Raw genomic sequence first — 20,135 nt, forward strand, 5'->3', positions numbered from 1 at the left:
AGCGACGCAATTTTATTTTTTATACTTTGGAAACCTCATTTTAAAATTCCTCTTAGATGAACAACGAATATTCCAGAAGGTCGTTCCTTAAAAAAGCGATGCTGGCGTCCGCCGCGGCGGCCACTCCCGGCATCCTGATGGCCGGCCAGCGAGGCCCGCGCAGGATCGGGCCCAACGACAAAGTAAATCTCGCCTGTATCGGTATCGGTAACCGCGGCGGGGAAATCACCGAGGCTTTCGCCAAAACAGGCCTGGCCAACTTTGTAGCGTTTTGTGATGTGGACATGGGCGCTCCCCATACCCAGAAGATCCTCAAACAATTCCCCGACGTGCCTCGTTTCCAGGACTTCAGGGAAATGTTCGACAAAATGGGCAACAAGATAGACGCCGTAACCGTAGGCGTGCCCGATTTCTCGCACTTCCCCATCACCATGATGGCGATCGGCCTCGGCAAACACGTGTATTGCGAAAAACCGATGGCGCGTACTTTCAACGAAGTGGAACTGATGATGAAAGCTGCCGCGAAACACCCGAAAGTGGTTACCCAAATGGGCAACCAGGGCCATTCCGACGCGAACTATTTCCAGTTCAAAACCTGGGTAGACGCAGGCATTATCAAAGACGTGACCCGCATAGACGCGCATATGAACTCTCCGCGCCGCTGGCACGGATGGGACCCGAATATCAAATCATTCCCCGCGGCCGAGCCCGTTCCTTCCACGCTGGACTGGAACGTTTGGCAGATGGCCACACAAGGTCATACCTACAATAAAGATTTTGTGAACGGCCAGTGGCGCTGCTGGTTCGACTTCGGCATGGGCGCCCTCGGCGACTGGGGCGCGCACATCCTCGATACCGCCCACCAGTTCCTCGATCTCGGCCTGCCTTACGAAGTAGACCCGCTCAAACTGGACGGACACAATAATTTCTTCTACCCCATGAGCACCACGCTCAGCTTCAAATTCCCCGAGCGCAAAAACATGCCCGCGGTAGAAGTAAAATGGTACGACGGCCTGGACAACCTGCCGCCGATCCCCGCCGGTTATGGCGTTTCCGGACTGGACCCGAATATCCCGCCGCCGAGCACCGGCGCCATCAAACCCGCCAAGCTCAACCCGGGCAAGATCATTTACGGCAAAGACCTGACCTTCAAAGGCGCTTCCCACGGCAGCACGCTTTCCATCATTCCCGAAGAAAAAGCGAAGGAAATGGCTTCCAAACTGCCCGAAGTACCGAAAAGCCCGTCCAACCACTTCGCCAACTTCCTGAAAGCCTGTAAAGGCGAAGAAAAAACGCGTTCCCCGTTCTCCATCGCGGGCCCGCTTAGCCAGGTGTTCTGCCTCGGCGTACTGGCCCAATGGACCGGTGAAAAGATCCAGTTCGACCGCACGAAAAAGATCATCACGAACAACAAACATGCAAACGAGCTGCTCATTGGCCCGCCGCCGCGCAAAGGCTGGGAGCAGTACTACAAAGTGTAGTGCATTGCATGCGAAATATTCCGGGAGACGGCCGTTTGGGCCGTCTCTTTTTTTGCAGATTTTCATAGTTTTTGGAAAACCCGCTGAGCCCTCTCTTCACTGTTATGTTTGTGATTTTTCCCATTAACAAATGATTAGCACGGAATCATCCTGCGAATGTTAAAATTTATTGTGACCTGTAAACCCTGGCCTTCATGGGCTTTTTTCTCATTCAATTTCGCTTATGAAGTATTGTTATCTTCCCCTGTTCGGCTTTCTTCTTATACTGGCAGCCTGCAAAAAAGAGATTTCCGACGCAACGCCTCCACCCGGCGGCAAAGAAACACTTGCGGACGAGCCGGTTACGCCCATCGGCAAACCGATCCCTCTTCCGCCCGGCGGTAAACATCAAAACGCAAGGGCCGGCAATATCCCGATTATCATGGTGCATGGTTTCGGCGGCATCGGTCCCGGCGATATGCTCGATAAATACCGCTACTGGGGCGGCTTCGACGATATCCCGAAATTCCTCACCGAAAGCGGCTATCCCGCGTTTGCCGCCAAGGTAGGGCCTTTCAGCAGCAACTGGGACCGCGCGGTGGAGCTTTATTATTACATCAAAGGCGGTCATGTGGATTATGGCCGCTTTCACAGCGGTCAATACGGTCACAGCCGCATGAAAGGCCGTTATTATCCTGGTATTTACCCGGAGTGGGATGCGGATCATCCCGTTCATTTGCTGGGCCACAGCATGGGAGGCCTTACCGTGCGCAAACTGGTTACGCTGCTGGAACGGGGAGATGCCGCGGAGCGTCAACAGCCGGACCATTCGCCGGTTTTTAACGGCGATAAGACCGGTTGGGTGAAATCGGTGACCACCATCAGTACGCCGCACAACGGCGCCACGCTGACTTACATTCTGGAAGACGGTTACATTCCTTTCGTGCGGCAGCTGATCACTTCCGTTGCCGCGTTGGCCGGGCTTTTCCCGGGGGTAGATAAGATCTATGATTTCAGTCTTGAACAATGGGGACTGGAACAAAAGCCCGGTGAAAACTGGCTGGCTTATGCGAAACGGGTGGAAGAAAGCGCCATTTGGCAAACAGCCGATTATTCCGGGCACGATGTTACGCCCGAAGCGGCGCTGGAACGAAAGGTTGCCGAACCTGATTCGCGTAACGTCTATTATTTTTCCATTTCCACGAAAGCCTCGCTGCGAGGGATTTTGACAGGGTGGGAATATCCGCGCCCCGACATGTTCCCCGCACTGATGGCCGTTTCTTTCCCGGTGCCGTTGCTGAAAGGTATCGGCAATTACACGCGTTCCGGCAAAGTAACCATCGATTCGAAATGGTGGCCAAACGATGGCGCGGCGAACGTGTATGGCATGAGCGGCCCCGAAGGTTCCGCGCTCGTGGAATATAATCCCGCAATGCCGCTTCAGAAAGGCGTTTGGAATCACATCGGCTTATATAACGGTTACGATCATTTTGATGTGATCGGCATCGGTTATCCGCAAAGCGTACGGCCGTTCTACACGAATATCGCGAAACTGTTATCGCAGATGGAATAGAAAGTTTGGATGTCCATTTAAAAAGAAAGGACGGCCGGGATGGCCGTCTTTTTCTTTACCGGTGCACGCTGCCGCGGTTAGTGCTTCCAGATCGTGTACACCACAGGCCCTTCCGGGTAATCGCTCCACATGATCTTCAGACTGTCTTTGTTCAGCAGCAGTATCTCGCATTCGGCAATATATTCAGGATAATAGATCGTCAGTTTCCGGTCTTCCAGTTTGTAAGGCATCGCCCCGTCTCCATCAAAATCTACAATGAAAAAATGCTCTTTTGAAATTTGAAAGTCCGCGTGCGGCGCTTCCGGGCCGGGATGGGCCACCCATGTTCTTAACAGCAGCCCGGTATCCAGCGTAGTGCGGATCGTGGAAGAACCTGGCCGTTCGGCATTGTGAGCCGCGGGATGAATGGTATCCGCCACGACGAAGCTGTCTGTTTTTGCGGGGGAAGAACGATTGTTGCAGGCGCAGCATAACAGCAAAAGAAAGACGGGATAAACCTTGCGCAAAGGATACGTTTTTTGAGCTTTCAATGTACAATTTTTACGTTTCCCGGATCGCCGGAAAAATGCGATATTCAGTAACAATACTTTTTAACGATGAAACAAAGCGCAGAAGTGATCGTTATCGGCGGCGGCCTGTCTGGCCTGGTGGCCGCAAAAGAACTCGCGGAAAACGGCGTGAAAGTAACGCTGCTGGAACAGGAGGGCGAACAAAGCCTCGGCGGGCAGGCGTTCTGGTCGCTGGGTGGTTTGTTCCTGGTAGATTCCCCGTTGCAGCGGCGCATGGGCATTAAAGACAGTCTTGAGCTGGCCCTGCAGGACTGGATGGGCACCGCGGCGTTCGACCGGGAAGAAGACCGCTGGCCGCGCAAATGGGCGGAAGCTTATGTACATTTTGCAGCCGGTGAAAAATACAGCTGGCTCAGGCAGCACGGCCTCCGGTTTTTCCCGGTGGTGGGCTGGGCCGAGCGCGGCGGTTACGGTGCGATAGGGCATGGTAATTCCGTGCCGCGTTTTCATGTTACCTGGGGCACGGGCCCGGGAGTGATGGAGCCGTTTGCGGAAAGGGTGAAGGAGGCGGCAAAAAAAGGAATGGTGGAATTGAAATTCAGGCACCGCGTTACGGAACTGGTGGTGGAGAACGGTGCAGTGAAGGGCGTGCGCGGCGTGATATTGGAACCTACCAATGTAAACAGGGGGGAGCGCAGCTCGGAAACCATTACCGGCGATTTTTACGTAGGGGCGTCAACGGTAGTGATCACTTCAGGAGGCATTGGCGCGAATCACGATCTCGTGCGCAAAAACTGGCCGGAGCGGCTCGGCCCCGCGCCAGCGCATATGCTGAGCGGCGTGCCGCATTACGTGGACGGCCGCATGTTGCAAGCAGCCGCAGCTTCCGGCGCGCGCATCATCAATCCTGACCGCATGTGGCATTACACCGAAGGGATCAAAAACTGGTCGCCCATCTGGCAGAACCATGGCATCAGGATATTGCCCGGCCCTTCGTCGCTCTGGCTGGACGCGCGCGGCAACCGACTGCCCGTGCCGCTGTTCCCCGGTTTCGATACGCTGGGCACGCTGCAACACATCGGTCATACAGGCTTCGATTATTCCTGGTTCATCCTCACTCAAAAGATCATCAAAAAAGAATTTGCATTGTCCGGCTCGGAGCAGAACCCCGACCTAACCAACAAAGACTGGAAACAGGTGCTGGGCCGCGCCGCCGGTAAAAAGGCCACCGGCCCGGTGGAAGCGTTCAAGGAAAAGGGGGAAGACTTTGTGGTGGCCAACGATCTGAAAACATTGGTGGAAGGCATGAACAAACTGACGCCGGAAGCATTGCTGGATTATGAACAGGTGCTGCGGGAAGTAAGGTCCCGCGACAACGAACTGGACAATAAATTCTGCAAAGACCTGCAGATAGCGGCCATCCGCAACGCCCGCCAGTATCTCGGCGACAGGCTCATCCGCACCGCGCCGCTGCACAAACTGCTCGATCGTTCCGCCGGTCCGCTCATCGCGGTGAAGCTGCACATCATTACCCGCAAAACGCTCGGCGGCCTCGAAACCAATCTGCAGGGCCAGGTGCTCGGCTTTTCGGGAAAACCGCTGGAAGGATTGTACGCCGCGGGCGAAGCCGCCGGTTTCGGCGGCGGGGGCATGCACGGCTATCGTGCGCTGGAAGGCACTTTCCTGGGCGGATGTATTTTTTCGGGAAGAACGGCGGCGAGGGGGATATTGGGGGTTAAATAGGCCGGGGCGGTTTTGTTTTTCCGTAACGTTTAAATAATAAAACCTTAATACGCCTGGCCGTGATATTTCGCGTAACGTAAGCATCTTTACCGCTTCAACGTTACCTCGCAATGAAAAGAAGACAATTTCTGCAACAATCTTCCCTCGCGGCCTTAGCCGCTTCCATATTCGCGCCCGCGCAGCTGCTGGCTTCCGGAACGGAAACTAAAAACGGGGAATGGGACGGCACCACCGCCCGCAATATCATTTTCCTCGTCAGCGACGGCATGAGCATCGGCACTTTGTCTATGACCAATATACTGCTGCACAGGAAAGAAGGCCGCTCCAGCGCCTGGATGGAACTGTACGAACAGGGCAAGGCAAAAAGAGGTTTGATGGATACGGCATCCGCCAACAATCTGGTTACCGATTCCGCCGCCGGAAGCTCCGCCTGGGGCGGCGGCGTACGCGTGCCGAACGGAATGCTCAACGTGAATGCAGACGGCTCTTTTAACACGCCCATTCTTCAAAAGTTCAAAGCCGCCGGAAAAGCCACGGGTTGCGTAACCACCGTGCCCATCACCCACGCTACCCCGGCCGGTTTTTGCGTGAACAACGCCAGCCGCAACGCACAACCCGGGATCGCGGAGCAATATCTCCAGCTCCGTTTTGATGTGATGATGGGCGGCGGTACGGAATTTTTCAGCGCGGAAAAACGCCCGGATAAACAGGACCTTTTCGCAAAATACGCGCAAGCCGGCTTCAGCGTGGCGCGCACAAAGCAGGAAATGCTGGATGGCGCGGCAGGCCAGCCGCTGATGGCCGTTTTTCATGAAGACGCCATTCCTTACAGCATCGATCATATACAAGACACGGAATTCCAGGCTACGATCCCAACATTGGCAGAAATGACCAAAAACGCCATCGATCGTCTCAATAAAAACAAAAAGGGTTTCGTATTGCAGGTGGAAGGCGGAAAGGTAGACTGGGGCGCACATTCCAACGACCTCGGCGGCCTGGTCTACGACCAGGTGGCTTTCGACGAAGCGATCCGGGTGGCGGTCGATTTTGCGGAGAAAGACAAAAACACCCTCATTATCATTACCACCGATCACGGCAACGCCAACCCCGGCATCTTCGGCGGCAGCAAAGACAATAAAAAATTCGACAGCATTTTCGGTTTCAAACACACCAACGACTGGATCCTGAAAGGCATCAACAAAGATTTTACGGCCAGCCAGGTGAGGGAAAGGGTGGAAGCCGCGCTGGGCTTTACGATCAGCCCCGATGAAGCGCGGCAGCTGCTGGGCCATTACGCCCGGCCCGACGGTGAAGGACTTTACAACAAGGCGAAGCTGCCGTTTAAAGAACTGGGTGAGATGCTCGGCAATTATACCACCGTTCGCTGGGCTTCCATGGACCATTCGGGCGATCATGTGGAACTGACCATGCTCGGCCCCGGCAGCGAATTGCTGAAACCCTTCATGAAAAATACAGAACTGCATAACCTGATGCTGGAAGCCGCCGGCGTAAAAAAGGCATAGACGGCGGGGGTATTTATAGTGGAACTTATGGGGCTGGTCATTCGACCGGCCCTTTTGCCTGCGTTACGGCTGAAGCGACCGTAGTACAACTACTACAAGGCTATCGTACTTGCACTAGCAGCGACGGCTTTTCCCGGCATTACCTTAGTGCAAGACACCCCGGCCCAATACTCAGGACAGGGCGAACTATTCAATAACCATCGACGCCTATGAAGAATTTTATCCTTCGTGTGCGGGTGCGCTTCAAGGCGTATTCGGGAGCAGCAATTGCATTATCAGGTTTGTTTGCCACGGCGTTTGCAAAAGCGGCCGCATTTCGCGTCAGGAAAATATACGATCACTCACCAGCGATATTTCCGGTACCCAATAAATCTTTTATCCGTAAAACAGGCCGCGAACAGAATTTCGCCGGAACGGCCGTTTCACGGGGACTTTCAATAAAACGAATATTGTGAACTCCTGCAAAAAACGGCACTCTCCGCAGCGATGAGGCCGGAACCGCAGGTCATCTACTAATGGCTTCGAATAATGGTTATCATAGGAAAAGGGGCTGTCTGTCAAGACGGCCTTCTTTTTTTATCTTTGCAGAATGAAGATCCACCAGGCATTTATACGGTTGCATGAAAAAAAACGCGGTTTTCATCTCATTACCGCCGAAGTGTTGCAGGCGCTGCCGCAGCTGCGCGAATTGAAGACCGGCATGTGCCAGGTATTTATCCGCCACACTTCCGCCTCGCTTACCATCAACGAAAATGCGGACCCTACCGTGCGGAAGGATTTTGAAATGTATTTCAGCAAAACAGTCCCGGAAAACGACCCGGATTACGAGCACGATTACGAAGGCGCGGACGATATGCCCGCTCATCTGAAAGCCTCGCTGCTGGGCAGTTCTGTGATGATCCCGGTGCGCAACGGGCAGCTGGCGCTCGGCACCTGGCAAGGCGTTTATCTCTGCGAGCACCGCAACCACGGCGGCCCGCGCGAACTGGTGATTACGGCATGGGGAGAGGAATAGGCTGAAGGACAATTTAAACGTAATGGAAGGAAGTAACGGTCATTTAGTAATTTAGCGCCTTAGCTTCCCTTAACAGGAGCGATTTTTCTTATGAGCAACAAAATACAAAGCGGGATTTACCAGTACAGCCAGGCCATTGCCTGGGAAAACGCCGCACCGGGCATCCAGCGGCAGGTATTCGGTTACGACGAAACCATGATGCTGGTAAAAGTGAAATTCGAAAAGGGCGCGGTTGGCGATATGCACCAGCATCCCCACACGCAGGCCAGTTATGTTGAAAGCGGTTCTTTCGAGCTGACCATCGGGGGCGAGAAAAAAACGCTGCATACCGGCGACGGCTATTTTGTGCCTTCAAACGTGCCGCACGGCTGCGTATGTCTCGAGCCCGGCGTGCTGATCGACGTATTCACGCCTCTCCGCGAAGATTTTTTAACAGGAAAATAAACGACATGCAATATCCCGAGATCGCCACTTTCATCAACACATTGATCGACAAAGTAGAAGCGCTGATACCCGAATACATGGCCCGGAAAGAAGACAGAGAAAAAGAAAGAGGCGGCACGGCCGTTTGCATCCTCGACCCCGAAGGCCGCGTGTACGGCAAAATGTTCGGAACAGACGCCATCATGGCCCGCGAGCGTTACCGCGTAGCCTGGATCAAGGCCAGCCAGGCATGGATCACCGGCCTGCCTACCGGCGAATATGAAAGACAGGTGTTTAACAAGGAAATAGACGAAGGCAAATACGGCATCCGCCGCCCGGACCTCATCGGCTGGGAAGGCGGCCAGCCTCTCGCCCTGCCCGACGGCACAATGATCGCCGCGGGCTTTGGCGGCTTCACCAGCGCCAGCGACCTGGAAATTGTGCGGAGAGCGCTGGCAATGATGCAATAAACGGTTAGTCCTTAACTTTAAATAAAAAAGAACATGGCAAAAGCATTTTTAGGCATGGGCCTGCTTGGCGCGAATTTCGTAAAGGCGATGCTGGAGAAAGGAGAGAAAGTGCAGGTGTGGAACCGCAATCCCGCCAGGGCCCAGGCGCTGGAAGCATCCGGCGCAACGGTGCTGGCTACCGCGGCTGAAGCCGTAACAGGCGCCGATTACGTGCATATCACGGTGAAAGACGATGCGGCGGTGGACGAAGTGCTGGCCGCGGCTGCTCCCGGCCTCAAGCCCGGCGCTGTCATCATCGACCATACCACTACCACCGCCGAAGGCGCGCGCCAGCGCACGAAGGAATGGAAAGGAAAAGGTTTTGTATATCTCCATGCGCCCGTATTCATGGGCCCCGCAAATGCCCGCGAAGGCAGCGGTTTTATGCTCGTGTCCGGGAACCAGCAGGTGATCGGGCAGGTGCAGCCCCTGCTGGAAAAAATGACGGGAAAGCTCGTCAACCTCGGCCCGGAAGAAGGAAAGGCCGCGGGTATGAAACTGATTGGGAACAGCTTCCTGGTGGCGTTTGTAGCCGGTTTGTCCGATACTTTGTCGCTCGGTAAAGCGCTCGGTATTTCCGCGGAAGACATCGGCTCGCTGCTCGGTATCTGGAACCCCGCGCAAATGCTCAGCGGCCGCCTGCAGCGCCTGAGCAGCGGCGATTACAACAATGCGTCCTGGGAATTGAACATGGCGCGGAAAGACACGCAGATATTCATCGATACCGTGAATGCGCAGAACGGTTCGCTGACCGTATTGCCCGCCATCGCCGCGCAGATGGACAAAATGATCGGGCAGGGATTCGGCGCCAGCGACTGGACGGTGATCGCGAAAGATTCGATAAAATAATCCCAACGAAAAAAGGCTCCTGCGGGAGCCTTTTTTATTCGCTTTTATTATTCAGAACAGCGTTGATCTGTTCGTACAAAGCGCCTTTCTCGCTTGGCGTTCTGGCTTTGCTCACCACAAGTTTGCCATTTTTATCGAAGAGAAAATATTGCGGGTAATATTCGGCTTTGTCAGGATGACCGGCCAATAACTCCTTCCAGAACGGCGCGATCGAATGGCGGTTTTTACGGAGATGTACGCCTTCCATGTCGTTGACCCGGATAAAATTTTTCCAGAGCGCGTCGCGGCTTTCGTCGTCCATGTCCAGGTACACGAACGCAACGTCTTTCCCCGCGAATGCGGCTTTGAGACCGGGCAGATGTTTGAGCTCTTCCTTGCAGGGCCCGCACCAGGTGCCCCAGACGTCCAGGTACACCACTTTTCCTTTCAACGGTTTTATCACTTCGTAAATGGATCGTACGTTGTTGTAATCTTTCACCAGCACAATGTTTTCATTGTTATTATTGGCGGAAAGCCTGTTCTGCAATTCGGCGACCATGCCGCGGATCTCGCTATTGTAGCGGCTTTTCGGGAAACGTTGCATAAAAGCGCTTGCGAGGCTTTGCGCCTGGTTGAGGTCTTTGTCGTAGTACTGGTTTTTGATCTCCTGGAAGGTATAGGTTTCCGTTACGTCCTGCGGGAAATGGCGGAGACTGCCTATCCAGCGCCAGTAGGGTTTTCCGTATTTCTGAACGAGCGTGTTGGCGCTGTCGAGGCTGATGCCGAAATAGGGAATGGGCTGACCGGGCGGGATGTTTTCTTTCCGGATCTTCACGAAAGCTTTTGTTTCGAGGTAACGGAGATAATTATCTGCAAAAGCGTAATACTGCGGCCCGGCGGGTACAAATTCAGGATCTATCATGCAATGGTCGAACACTTCGATAACAAAGGCGTTAATGGTTTCCCGGTCGCGGAGTTGTGTTCTTGCAAAATCGCTGAGATAATTGTAGCCGAGGTATTTCACCTCCGAAGCCACCAGTTTTTTATCACGCGCGCTGATGTTGCTGGCGTTGATCAGCCTGAATTTTTCTTCCTGCTTCGCCATAAACGGCTGCAGCACTTTTTCTTTTAACGCTTCAGGGGAAAGTTTTGCGAGTGAAGTATCGCTCATAAAAAACGGCGGCGTGTCCATATCGAGCTGCTGCAGCAGCCGGTTTTCAGGGGAAGCGGTACCACCGGTTATCCGTAGTGTTTTTTCGCCCGGTTCAACGCGCAGGTCTTTCCCTTCCGTAAGCAGCAGAGTATAAAACTGCCTGCGGTATATCAGCGACACGAATTTTTGCCCTTTCACGGGAAGGATAACATTAAACGTTCCCGTTTTACCGATGGAGATATCGACAGTGTTTTCCCTGTTAAACCCATACACGACGGGCGTATTCACCTGTACAAGGGTATCGCCTTTTTGCGGCGTTTTACCGCCCAGGGTGAACTGGGCGGGGAGCCGCAGAGCTAACGGCAGAAGTAGTGCCAGACAACAGATTGTTTTCATGGAATAAAAATAACACGGCTTCCGCCCCCCTTTTCCGGGAAGTGACGGAACCGCCCAAACCTGTGACGAACCGGTCGGGAAATGCCATAAAAAAGGCTTCCCTCACGGAAGCCTTTCCTGATACGTTTGAGCCGTTACGCAAAAAACTCCGGCAACAGGTCTTTACATATTTTCCTGGCGTCTTCCACTTCGTTTTCGGAGATCCATTTGTAAGGCCAGCGGAGCCGGGTGCCTACTTCCGCCCAACCGCCAACGGCCGCGAGGAATTTGTCTACCGCCTGGTTGGAATACCCTTTCTGCGTGATGTACGGCACGATCTGTTCGTTCATGAACCGCTGGATGCGCGATTCCAATTCCAGCGCGCCTTCCATGTCCGTCTGCATGCTGTCGTACCATTGCTGCGCCGTAAGCGGGTTCAGACAGGCCACGTTGGAATAAGCGCCATGCGCGCCCGCGCGTACGCCCGTGGCCAGGTGGTGGCCGGGAATGAATACGGACAGGCCCGGGTTCAGCGAAAGCATTTCTTTATACCACGCCGCATCGCCCCCGGGCAGCTTGCAGCCCACGAGCGAAATGCCCGCTTCGCGGATGGTTTTGAAATCCGACGGGCTCAGTCTTACTTTCGAATGCGGCGGATTGTACAGCACCAGGCCGATATCGCCCGAGGCTTCCTGCATTTTGCGGAGGAACGAAACGGTCTCTTCCATTTTTGGCGGGAACCAGTCCGGCAATATCACCTGGATGGCTGAAGGCGCAAGCGCCACCGCCCTTTTGAGCCTTTCGAGAGAAATGACCGGGCTCATATGGCTGCAGCCCACCTGGAACGGGACGCCGGCGGCATTGCATTTTTCGGCCAGTATGCGGTTCACTTCGTCGAATTCCTGTTCGGTTTGATTGTAAAATTCGCCGGCCGTGCCGTTGGAATAAATGCCGTCTACCTTCATGCCCGTCAGCAGGTCGATCTCGTCTGCCAGCCGGCTGTAATCGATGTTGTCGTCCGTACCGATGGGCAGCAGCAGCGTAGCCCAGTTGCCGCGTATCCCGCGGCTTTGTAAAGGAATCATGATAATGTTTTATAAAGAAACAGACCTGGGAAAAAATCGACAGCCAATTTAATACAGAATTGCCGCTTTCCATTATTAATTATTCCAAGCCGGCTGTGGCGGAACGATGGAACATGGTATATTTGGTAATATGAACAAGTTGTTGGACCGCTCGCTGAAAAAACTGTTGATCTATGCCGGTATTGTGCTGGCGTTCAGCATCCCGGTGTATTACATCACCATCAGCCTGCTGCTGCGATATGAATTTGACGAGCATAATATTATTCCTTCGGCGGAAGATGGCCGGGAAGACCGTTACCTTATCATCCTGGCCGTTACGGTATTGACCGTGCTGTTTTTTGCGCTCATGCTCGCCGGTTTTATTTTGCTGAACCGGAGAATATCGAACCGGTTGTGGCAGCCTTTTTACAGGAGCCTCGAGCAAATCAAAAAATTCGACCTGGGGCGGCAGGAAAAGATCATGTTCGGCGAAACGGATATCGAGGAATTTTCAGAGTTGAATCACGGGCTGGACAGGCTGATAGACGGCAGTATCGCCGCTTATGCGCAGCAGAAGGAGTTTGCGGACAATGCCTCGCACGAGTTGCAGACGCCGCTGGCCATCGTGCAGTCGAAATTAGACCTGTTGCTGCAAAACAAATCGCTTACGACCGAACAATACAACATCATCGAAGATGCGAACCGGGCGTTGGCCAGGGTAACGCGCATCAATAAAAATCTTTTGCTGCTCACCAAGATCGAGAACAGCCAGTTTATGGACCGGGAGCGGATCGACCTTTCGGCTTTGCTGGACAATAATGCGTCGTTGTTCGCCACGCTGGCGGAAGGCCGGGGGCTTTCACTGGAAACAAACATCCGGCATGGGGTGGAAGTGGAAGGTAACAGGATACTGGTGGAAATACTGCTCAATAACCTGGTGACCAATGCGATCCGTTACAGTCCTGAAGGCGGGAAGATCGTGCTGAGCCTGGCCCCGGACAGTTTAACGGTTCGTAATCCGGGAGAAGTGGGGTTGAAGGAAGAGCAGCTGTTCAGGCGTTTCAGTACCGCATCGTCTCAATCGCCCGGCACGGGTTTGGGGCTTGCGCTGGTAAAGCAGATCTGCGGGCGTTATGGCTGGCAGGTTGTATACCGGTTCGGGAATGCGGCGCATATTTTTTCGATAAGGTTTTCAGCATAAGATATTACTCAGCTGATACTTTTTTAACCCCCGATCAAGTCCGGCTCATGTCCGCCTCATCTGCGTCACTTCTTCAATGCTGGCATAGCTTTCTTTATTATCCTCCAGGATCGTCTCAAAGGGGTAATATATCATCAATATATGCCTGGAAGGAAGTTTTTCCAGGCATTATTATTTTGAATACTAAAAAATTTAGTATTATTGCTAATAAATTGAGCATCCTTAACCATTACAGACATGAACAGTGGCAAAGCAGATATTATTGCTGCCTTGCAAAGGGAGATCCTTTCTTTGCAGGGTTACAGGGCCGTTAGCGATGGCGCTGCTGTGAATGTAGGGCTGGAAGCGATTACAAGATCTTTCCCCCATGCAGTTTTCCCTACCGGTGCTTTGCACGAATTTCTGACGGAAGCGCCCGAACACACTGCCGCGACGGGCGGTTTTATTGCCGGGTTGCTGGCTACGCTGATGCAGCGTGGCGGCGCCTGTATCTGGATCAGTACATCGCGCAGGTTTTTTCCGCCTGCATTAAAAATGTTCGGCGTGGAGCCGGACAGGTTCATATTTGTTGACCTGCAGCGGGAGAAGGATGTGTTGTGGGCGATGGAGGAGAGTTTGAAATGTGAAGGGCTTTCCGCGGTGATCGTGGACCTGGCGGGCATGACGTTTACGCAGTCGCGGAGGGTGCAGCTGGTGGTGGAGCAGAGCGGTGTCACTTGTTTTTTGCTGCGTACCGATCCGCGGAAGCTGAATACGATTGCAAGTGTTGCACAGTGGAAGGTGCGGCCTTTGCCCAGCCTGCTGGAAGAAGGGATGCCTGGCGTTGGTTTCCCGCGCTGGAATGTGGAACTGTTGAAAGTGCGCAATGGTCAGCCCGGTGCATGGAAAGTAGAATGGTCGGCCGGGCAGTTTGCGATGCTGCCGGAGCAGTTGGTTTCCACGGCGCCGGATCAGAACAGGAAGGCGGGGTAATGATAGTGGGAAGGCTTGTCTGGCCTGAAAACATTTTTGCACATAGGGCTTATTTAGCAGCGTGGTAACGGTGAAAAAGAAGAGAAGGACAGGATGATGAAATAGTTTGTTGCAATAGGATTCCGCTACGCGGTAACCGGCTGTATAGCCCGATGTTGGTTTGTTTAGCCGGGAAATGCTTTTGTACATAAAAGCATATTTATCAGCGTAACATCCGGTGAAAAAAGAGGAGGATAAGATGGAGAAACGGTATGTTGCAATATGGTTCCGTTACCTCGTAACGGATTGGATGGCCCGCCGGCGGCCTGTTTTGCGGAAAACGCCTTTTGTATTCGCTGCGCCGGTGCACGGGCGCATGACCATCACCGCGGTGAACAGGCTGGCGGAAGTAACCGGTCTTGTCCCCGGCATGCCCGTTGCCGACGCAAAAGCGATTGAACCGGGTTTAACGGTATTCGACGACGTGCCCGGACTGGAAGAGAAATTATTAAGAACACTCGCCGAATGGTGCATCCGTTTTACGCCGGTTGCCGCAATAGATGCGCCCGACGGTATCGTGCTCGACGCGAGCGGCTGCGCCCATCTCTGGGGCGGCGAACAGGCTTACCTGGATGAGATATTGACCAAATTGAAAGCCGCCGGCTTCGACGCGCGGGCGGCAATGGCCGGCACCGTAGGCGCGGCATGGGCCGTCTCGCGGTTCGGAGAGAAAAATATTATTGCCGACGATGAATTGATGGCCACATTGTTGCCCTTACCGCCCGCCGCATTACGGCCCGATCCGGCAGTGTTGTTGAAATTGCAGAAATTGGGCTTTCATCGCATTGCGGGTTTTGCGGACATGCCAAGAGCCGTGCTGCGAAGGCGTTTCGGCGAAGACCTGCTGGTCAGGCTGAGCCAGGCGCTGGGGCAGGCGGAAGAATTTCTCCGTCCCGTTTACATTAATCCGCCGTACCAGGAACGGCTCAATTGCCTGGAACCTATCCAAACGGCGACGGGCATCGGCATTGCCATCGACCGCCTGCTGGAAACGCTTTGCAAACGCCTGGAAGCGGAAGGGAAAGGATTGAGGACCGCTGCGCTGAAATGTTTCAGGGTAGATGGAAAAATGGTGGAGATAAACGTGGCCGTTACCCGCGCTTCGCATCACAGGGAGCATTTGTACAAATTATTCGAACAGAAAATATCCGCCATCGAGCCGGCGCTGGGCATCGAATTATTTGTGCTGGAAGCGCCGCAGGTGGAAGAAGTGGAACATGAGCAGGAGAAACTATGGGCATCCGGCCCGGGCCTGGAAGACGCTGCTGTGGCGGAATTGCTGGACAGGCTGGCCGGTAAGGCAGGGGAAGGCGCCGTCCGCCGGTTTTTGCCCGGCGAACATTACTGGCCGGAAAGATCAGTAACGAAGGCGTTGTCTTTAAAAGACAAACCGGCCTCCGGCTGGCGGCTGGACAGGCCGAGGCCGGTGCTGTTGCTGCCGCATCCCGAAGAGGTGGAGGTCACTGCGCCCATTCCCGATTACCCGCCGATGTTGTTCCGCTACAGGGGCCGGTTGCACCAGATCAAAAAAGCGGACGGCCCGGAGCGCATAGAACGCGAATGGTGGATCGATGGAGGGGAGCACCGGGATTATTACACCGTGGAAGACGAACAGGGCGGCCGTTACTGGCTGTTCCGGTCCGGGCATTACAACGAAGACCAGCGCAGGCAGTGGTTTATACATGGTTTTTTTGCGTGAGGGGAAAACCGCATTTTCGATTTCGGGTATTACAGTGCAGGCAGTGGTTTAAAATTAATCTCATAAAACAAAACAACGTTTGTAGCCCGGGAAAATTTCCATAAAGTAAAAATGATAAATGATTTGTTTGCCCGGAATGGTTTTACCTATACATTTTTTGCGTGAAGAAAGAAAAGAGGCATGAATTATACAGAACTGCAGGTTACCAGCAATTTCAGTTTCCTTCGCGGCGCATCGCACCCGGAAGAACTGGTGGAACAGGCCGCTGAATACGGCTATTCGGCAATTGCCATTACCGACAGGAACACTTTTGCCGGTATCGTGCGCGGGCATGCCGCCGCTAAAGAATACGGCATCCGCATTATTCCCGCATGCCGCATCGATCTGCTGGACGGTCCCAGCCTGCTGGCCTACCCGACGGATAAAGACGCTTACAGCCGCCTGTCCGCGCTGCTCACCACCGGCAACCTGCGCGCCGAAAAAGGACAATGCCACCTCTACCGGCAGGATGTATACGCGCATCATCACGGTATGAAACTGATCGTGGTGCCGCCCGTCACGCTCAACGCACAATTCGATTTCGAAGAGGATTTTACGGCGGCATTGCAGCAATACCGCGAAGCATTCGGACAAAACCTTTATCTCGGCGCAAGCCGCTCTTATGATGGCGACGATCAGAAAAAACTCTACCGCCTCGCCCGGCTTTCCGAAAAATTCGGCATGCCCATGGTAGCCACCAACGACGTGCATTATCACATCCCGCAACGCCGCGAGCTGCAGGACGTGCTTACCTGCGTGCGCGAAAAAACGACCATCCAGGAAGCGGGATACCTGCTGCACAGCAACGCAGAACGTTACCTCAAACCGATCGGTGAAATGCAGCGCCTCTTCATGCGTTACCCCGACGCGATCAGGCGGAGCAAAGAGATCGAAGAAGCCTGCGTTTTTTCGCTAAGCAGCCTGGAATATATTTATCCCGAAGAACTGACCACCGATGGCCGCACGCCCCAGGAGGAACTTACCCACCTTGCCTGGGAAGGCGCGCGCGAACATTTCGGCAACAATATCCCGGAAAAGATCTCCTCGGCCATCGTTTACGAACTGGCTTTCATGGAGGAAATGAACTACGCCTCTTATTTCCTGACCGTACACGACATCGTTCGTTTTGCGCGGAAACAAGGCATCCTGTGCCAGGGACGCGGTTCCGCGGCCAACTCCACCGTCTGTTATTGCCTCGGCATCACCGCGGTGAACCCGGCCAAGTTCGACACGCTGTTCGAACGTTTCATTTCATCGGCCCGCAACGAGCCGCCCGATATCGACGTGGATTTTGAGCACGAACGCCGCGAAGAAGTGATCCAGTACATTTATGAAAAATACGGCCGCGACCGCGCCGCCATCGTAGCCACCGTTACCCAGCAACGGCAAAAAGGCGCGGTGAGGGACGTGGGAAAGGCCATGGGCCTTTCGATCGACCTGATCGACCGGTTGAGCGGCGCATTGTCTTATTTCGATGACGGGGTAGACGAAGACCGCATCCGGGAAGAAGGGCTCGACCCCTCCGAACCGCATTTGCGGAAAGTACTGGAACTGACGGAACAGATGATGGGCTTCCCACGCCAGCTGGGCCAGCATACCGGCGGCTTCGTGATCACGCGCGGCAAATTGACCGACCTCTGCCCGGTGATGAACGCAAGAATGGAAGACAGAACGAATATTGAATGGAATAAAGATGACATCGACACGCTCGGTTTCCTGAAAATAGACGTACTGGCGCTGGGCATGCTTACCTGCATCCGCAAGGCTTTTGACCTTGCGAAGCAGCATTACGGCCGGGCGCTCACGCTCGCGAATATCCCGCAAGATGATGCCGACGTGTATAAAATGATCAGTCATGCCGATACGCTCGGCGTATTCCAGATCGAAAGCCGCGCCCAAATGTCGATGCTGCCGCGGCTCAAACCGAAATGTTTTTACGATCTCGTGATCGAAGTGGCCATTGTGCGGCCCGGGCCTATACAGGGAGACATGGTGCATCCTTACCTGCGGCGGAGAAATAAAGAAGAGGATGTGGAATACCCTTCAAAAGAATTGGAAGATATTCTCAAACGCACGCTGGGCGTGCCGCTGTTCCAGGAACAGGCGATGAAGATCGCGATCGTTGCAGCGGGATTTACGCCCGCAGAAGCAGACGAGCTGCGGCGCAGCATGGCCACCTTCAAGTCCCACGGAAAAGTAAGCCGCTTCGAAAAAAAACTGGTCGACGGCATGATGAAAAAAGGTTACAAGGAAGATTTCGCCCGCCGCGTATTCCACCAGCTGGAAGGTTTCGGCAGCTACGGTTTCCCCGAAAGCCATGCCGCAAGTTTCGCATTGCTGGTATATGTCAGCTCCTGGCTGAAATATCATCACCCTGACGTATTCGCCACCGCATTGCTCAACAGCATGCCGATGGGATTTTACCAGCCCGCGCAGATCGTGATCGATGCGCGAAAACACGGCGTGGAAGTGCGCCCCGTGGATGTGAACCATTCCCTTTGGGACAATACCCTCGAAAACGGCGCCCCGAAATACCGCGCGATCCGCCTCGGTTTCCGGCAGGTAGGCGGCTTTAAACAAGAAGATACGGATACGCTCACCGCCGCACGCGGAACAGGTTATACCAGCATCACCGCCATCCGCGAAGCGGGCGTTTCACAAACCGCGCTGGAAAAACTGGCGGACGCCGATGCTTTCCGCTCGCTCGGCCTCGACCGCCGGCAGGCCCTCTGGGAAGTGGCCGCCCTGCACGACAGGCCCATCGCGCTTTTTGAAGGGCAGCCTTCGGAAAGCGCAAAAGAAATACAGGTGGAGCTGCCGTTTATGAGCGAAGCGGAACACGTAGTGCAGGATTACGCTTCCACCACATTATCGCTGAAAGCGCACCCGGTGAGTTTTGTACGGGAACAGCTGAAGATGCTGAACGTGCTCTCCACGAAGGAGATCAGCGAAACAATAGACGGTTCGCTCGTGAAAGTGGCCGGCCTCGTGCTGGTGAGGCAACGCCCCTCTACCGCCAGCGGCGTGTGTTTTATCACTATCGAAGACGAAACCAGTTTTTCCAACCTCGTGGTCTTCGAAAAGCTGTTCGACAAATACCGCAAGGAGATCGTACAATCGAGATTGCTGATGGTGGAGGGAAAAGTGCAGCGCGAAGGGGAAGTGGTGCACGTAGTCGTTCAGAAATGTTTTAACCTCACCAAACTGCTGCGCAACATGACCATCCCCGGAGACGACCAACCGCTGATCCCCACCCCGCAACAACCAACGCCCGGCGAAACGGACGCGAAAAACATCTTCTACAAAGGCCGGAACTTTCATTAAGAGAAAATAAACGAAAATAGATGGATAAAATATGTAATTTCGATCCGTTTAAAAATTAATCCCTTAACGTATGAAAAAATTACTTTTTCTCGCAATGTTCGCGGGAGCCCCGTTTATCGCCCTGCAGTCGAAGGCACAGGAAGTGACCAAAGGCAGCCTTGTATTTCTCAAAGACGTATCTGAAATGAAAGTGTCGTTCATATACGACAAACTCCGTGTAGGCGAGCTCGGTAAAGAAGAGAACTACATCAAAAAGAAGAAAAAGGAAAAAAATGACAAGGAGGCCGGCAAAGGCGATGAATGGGAAAAAAGCTGGTATGCAGACAGGGAGAAACGTTATCATCCCAAATTCATAGAGCTGTTTTCCAAATACGCCGAAATCAAACTCGACGAGGGCGCCGCTTCGAAATATGTGATGGTGGTAGACACCCGTTTTATCGAGCCGGGTTACAACGTGGGCATTAAATCCGCTTACGCGGAAATTGAGCTGGAAATCGCCATTTATGATACGGCCGACCTGAAAAAACCGGTCTGCAAGATCAGGGTAGACCGTGAAAAAGGCGGTAAAGGCCAGTTCGACACGGGTTTGCGCATCGGCGACGCTTATGCCAAAGCCGGTAAGGATTTCGGCAAACTGGTAGCAAAAAAGGCAAAATAACAGGTTTCAAAATAAACGAAAGGGCTGC

The 20,135-nt window shown here is 53.8% G+C and carries 17 protein-coding genes; 14 read left to right on the plus strand and 3 right to left on the minus strand.

Annotation, left to right across the window (positions count from 1 at the left end):
- Positions 1 to 56: 56 nt before the first annotated feature.
- Both J7I43_RS03615 and J7I43_RS03620 read left to right on the plus strand, forming a co-directional pair.
- Positions 57 to 1,481: a Gfo/Idh/MocA family protein gene (locus J7I43_RS03615; RefSeq protein ID WP_209143332.1), complete on the plus strand. Its 1,425-nt coding sequence runs from the start codon at positions 57 to 59 to the stop codon at positions 1,479 to 1,481.
- 223 nt (positions 1,482 to 1,704) lie between these two features.
- Positions 1,705 to 3,033: an esterase/lipase family protein gene (locus J7I43_RS03620; protein WP_209143334.1), complete on the plus strand. Its 1,329-nt coding sequence runs from the start codon at positions 1,705 to 1,707 to the stop codon at positions 3,031 to 3,033.
- A 77-nt stretch (positions 3,034 to 3,110) separates the two neighbouring features.
- Here the strand turns inward: J7I43_RS03620 and J7I43_RS03625 are convergent, their stop codons facing one another.
- A complete protein-coding gene (locus J7I43_RS03625; protein ID WP_209143336.1) occupies positions 3,111 to 3,539 on the minus strand; it encodes a protein kinase family protein in 429 nt (142 codons plus the stop codon).
- 90 nt (positions 3,540 to 3,629) lie between these two features.
- Here J7I43_RS03625 and J7I43_RS03630 point away from each other — a divergent pair, with 90 nt between their 5' ends.
- From J7I43_RS03630 to J7I43_RS03660, 7 genes are all read left to right on the plus strand, one after another.
- On the plus strand, positions 3,630 to 5,285 hold the full coding sequence (locus tag J7I43_RS03630; protein ID WP_209143338.1) for an FAD-binding dehydrogenase: 1,656 nt from the start codon (positions 3,630 to 3,632) through the stop codon (positions 5,283 to 5,285).
- A gap of 110 nt (positions 5,286 to 5,395) precedes the next feature.
- Positions 5,396 to 6,808, plus strand: a complete 1,413-nt coding sequence (locus tag J7I43_RS03635; RefSeq protein WP_209143340.1) for an alkaline phosphatase — start codon at positions 5,396 to 5,398, stop codon at positions 6,806 to 6,808.
- 209 nt (positions 6,809 to 7,017) lie between these two features.
- Positions 7,018 to 7,263, plus strand: a complete 246-nt coding sequence (locus tag J7I43_RS03640; protein ID WP_209143342.1) for a hypothetical protein — start codon at positions 7,018 to 7,020, stop codon at positions 7,261 to 7,263.
- A 134-nt stretch (positions 7,264 to 7,397) separates the two neighbouring features.
- Entirely contained in the window at positions 7,398 to 7,823 is a 426-nt protein-coding gene (locus tag J7I43_RS03645) for a secondary thiamine-phosphate synthase enzyme YjbQ (RefSeq protein WP_209143344.1), read from the plus strand.
- A 90-nt stretch (positions 7,824 to 7,913) separates the two neighbouring features.
- Positions 7,914 to 8,267: a cupin domain-containing protein gene (locus tag J7I43_RS03650; protein ID WP_209143346.1), complete on the plus strand. Its 354-nt coding sequence runs from the start codon at positions 7,914 to 7,916 to the stop codon at positions 8,265 to 8,267.
- Between the two features lie 5 nt (positions 8,268 to 8,272).
- Positions 8,273 to 8,716 carry a hypothetical protein gene (locus J7I43_RS03655; protein ID WP_209143348.1) on the plus strand — a complete coding sequence of 148 codons (444 nt, stop codon included), beginning with the start codon at positions 8,273 to 8,275 and terminating at the stop codon, positions 8,714 to 8,716.
- A 33-nt stretch (positions 8,717 to 8,749) separates the two neighbouring features.
- Complete coding sequence (locus J7I43_RS03660) at positions 8,750 to 9,604, plus strand: NAD(P)-dependent oxidoreductase (RefSeq protein ID WP_209143350.1); 855 nt, start codon at positions 8,750 to 8,752, stop codon at positions 9,602 to 9,604.
- Positions 9,605 to 9,638: 34 nt separating this feature from the next.
- Here the strand turns inward: J7I43_RS03660 and J7I43_RS03665 are convergent, their stop codons facing one another.
- Both J7I43_RS03665 and J7I43_RS03670 read right to left on the minus strand, forming a co-directional pair.
- Positions 9,639 to 11,132 (minus strand): TlpA family protein disulfide reductase, encoded by a 1,494-nt coding sequence (locus tag J7I43_RS03665; RefSeq protein ID WP_209143352.1) that lies wholly within the window; start codon positions 11,130 to 11,132, stop codon positions 9,639 to 9,641.
- A gap of 134 nt (positions 11,133 to 11,266) precedes the next feature.
- Positions 11,267 to 12,196: a dihydrodipicolinate synthase family protein gene (locus tag J7I43_RS03670; RefSeq protein ID WP_209143354.1), complete on the minus strand. Its 930-nt coding sequence runs from the start codon at positions 12,194 to 12,196 to the stop codon at positions 11,267 to 11,269.
- Positions 12,197 to 12,326: 130 nt separating this feature from the next.
- On the opposite strand from J7I43_RS03670, the gene J7I43_RS03675 reads away from it, so the two are divergent.
- The 5 genes from J7I43_RS03675 (at position 12,327) to J7I43_RS03695 (ending at position 20,107) form a co-directional block, all read left to right on the plus strand.
- Positions 12,327 to 13,376 carry a sensor histidine kinase gene (locus J7I43_RS03675; protein WP_209143356.1) on the plus strand — a complete coding sequence of 350 codons (1,050 nt, stop codon included), beginning with the start codon at positions 12,327 to 12,329 and terminating at the stop codon, positions 13,374 to 13,376.
- Between the two features lie 237 nt (positions 13,377 to 13,613).
- Positions 13,614 to 14,348, plus strand: a complete 735-nt coding sequence (locus J7I43_RS03680; protein WP_209143358.1) for an ImuA family protein — start codon at positions 13,614 to 13,616, stop codon at positions 14,346 to 14,348.
- A 238-nt stretch (positions 14,349 to 14,586) separates the two neighbouring features.
- Positions 14,587 to 16,086 carry a Y-family DNA polymerase gene (locus tag J7I43_RS03685; protein WP_209143360.1) on the plus strand — a complete coding sequence of 500 codons (1,500 nt, stop codon included), beginning with the start codon at positions 14,587 to 14,589 and terminating at the stop codon, positions 16,084 to 16,086.
- Positions 16,087 to 16,266: 180 nt separating this feature from the next.
- Entirely contained in the window at positions 16,267 to 19,449 is a 3,183-nt protein-coding gene (locus J7I43_RS03690) for an error-prone DNA polymerase (RefSeq protein ID WP_209143361.1), read from the plus strand.
- Between the two features lie 70 nt (positions 19,450 to 19,519).
- Complete coding sequence (locus tag J7I43_RS03695) at positions 19,520 to 20,107, plus strand: hypothetical protein (RefSeq protein ID WP_209143363.1); 588 nt, start codon at positions 19,520 to 19,522, stop codon at positions 20,105 to 20,107.
- Positions 20,108 to 20,135 lie beyond the last annotated feature (28 nt).

This window comes from Chitinophaga chungangae (assembly GCF_017742215.1).
Lineage (GTDB): Bacteria > Bacteroidota > Bacteroidia > Chitinophagales > Chitinophagaceae > Chitinophaga > Chitinophaga chungangae.

What these genes read in the sequence shown, in the direction of transcription:
- J7I43_RS03655 (WP_209143348.1), top strand. Translation starts at nt 8,273, where the DNA reads ATGCAATATCCCGAGATCGCCACTTTCATCAACACATTGATCGACAAA.
- J7I43_RS03635 (WP_209143340.1), top strand. Translation starts at nt 5,396, where the DNA reads ATGAAAAGAAGACAATTTCTGCAACAATCTTCCCTCGCGGCCTTAGCC.
- J7I43_RS03650 (WP_209143346.1), top strand. Translation starts at nt 7,914, where the DNA reads ATGAGCAACAAAATACAAAGCGGGATTTACCAGTACAGCCAGGCCATT.
- J7I43_RS03630 (WP_209143338.1), top strand. Translation starts at nt 3,630, where the DNA reads ATGAAACAAAGCGCAGAAGTGATCGTTATCGGCGGCGGCCTGTCTGGC.
- J7I43_RS03675 (WP_209143356.1), top strand. Translation starts at nt 12,327, where the DNA reads ATGAACAAGTTGTTGGACCGCTCGCTGAAAAAACTGTTGATCTATGCC.
- J7I43_RS03690 (WP_209143361.1), top strand. Translation starts at nt 16,267, where the DNA reads ATGAATTATACAGAACTGCAGGTTACCAGCAATTTCAGTTTCCTTCGC.
- J7I43_RS03645 (WP_209143344.1), top strand. Translation starts at nt 7,398, where the DNA reads ATGAAGATCCACCAGGCATTTATACGGTTGCATGAAAAAAAACGCGGT.
- J7I43_RS03665 (WP_209143352.1), bottom strand. Translation starts at nt 11,132, where the DNA reads ATGAAAACAATCTGTTGTCTGGCACTACTTCTGCCGTTAGCTCTGCGG.
- J7I43_RS03695 (WP_209143363.1), top strand. Translation starts at nt 19,520, where the DNA reads ATGAAAAAATTACTTTTTCTCGCAATGTTCGCGGGAGCCCCGTTTATC.
- J7I43_RS03670 (WP_209143354.1), bottom strand. Translation starts at nt 12,196, where the DNA reads ATGATTCCTTTACAAAGCCGCGGGATACGCGGCAACTGGGCTACGCTG.
- J7I43_RS03640 (WP_209143342.1), top strand. Translation starts at nt 7,018, where the DNA reads ATGAAGAATTTTATCCTTCGTGTGCGGGTGCGCTTCAAGGCGTATTCG.
- J7I43_RS03620 (WP_209143334.1), top strand. Translation starts at nt 1,705, where the DNA reads ATGAAGTATTGTTATCTTCCCCTGTTCGGCTTTCTTCTTATACTGGCA.
- J7I43_RS03680 (WP_209143358.1), top strand. Translation starts at nt 13,614, where the DNA reads ATGAACAGTGGCAAAGCAGATATTATTGCTGCCTTGCAAAGGGAGATC.
- J7I43_RS03660 (WP_209143350.1), top strand. Translation starts at nt 8,750, where the DNA reads ATGGCAAAAGCATTTTTAGGCATGGGCCTGCTTGGCGCGAATTTCGTA.
- J7I43_RS03615 (WP_209143332.1), top strand. Translation starts at nt 57, where the DNA reads ATGAACAACGAATATTCCAGAAGGTCGTTCCTTAAAAAAGCGATGCTG.
- J7I43_RS03685 (WP_209143360.1), top strand. Translation starts at nt 14,587, where the DNA reads ATGGAGAAACGGTATGTTGCAATATGGTTCCGTTACCTCGTAACGGAT.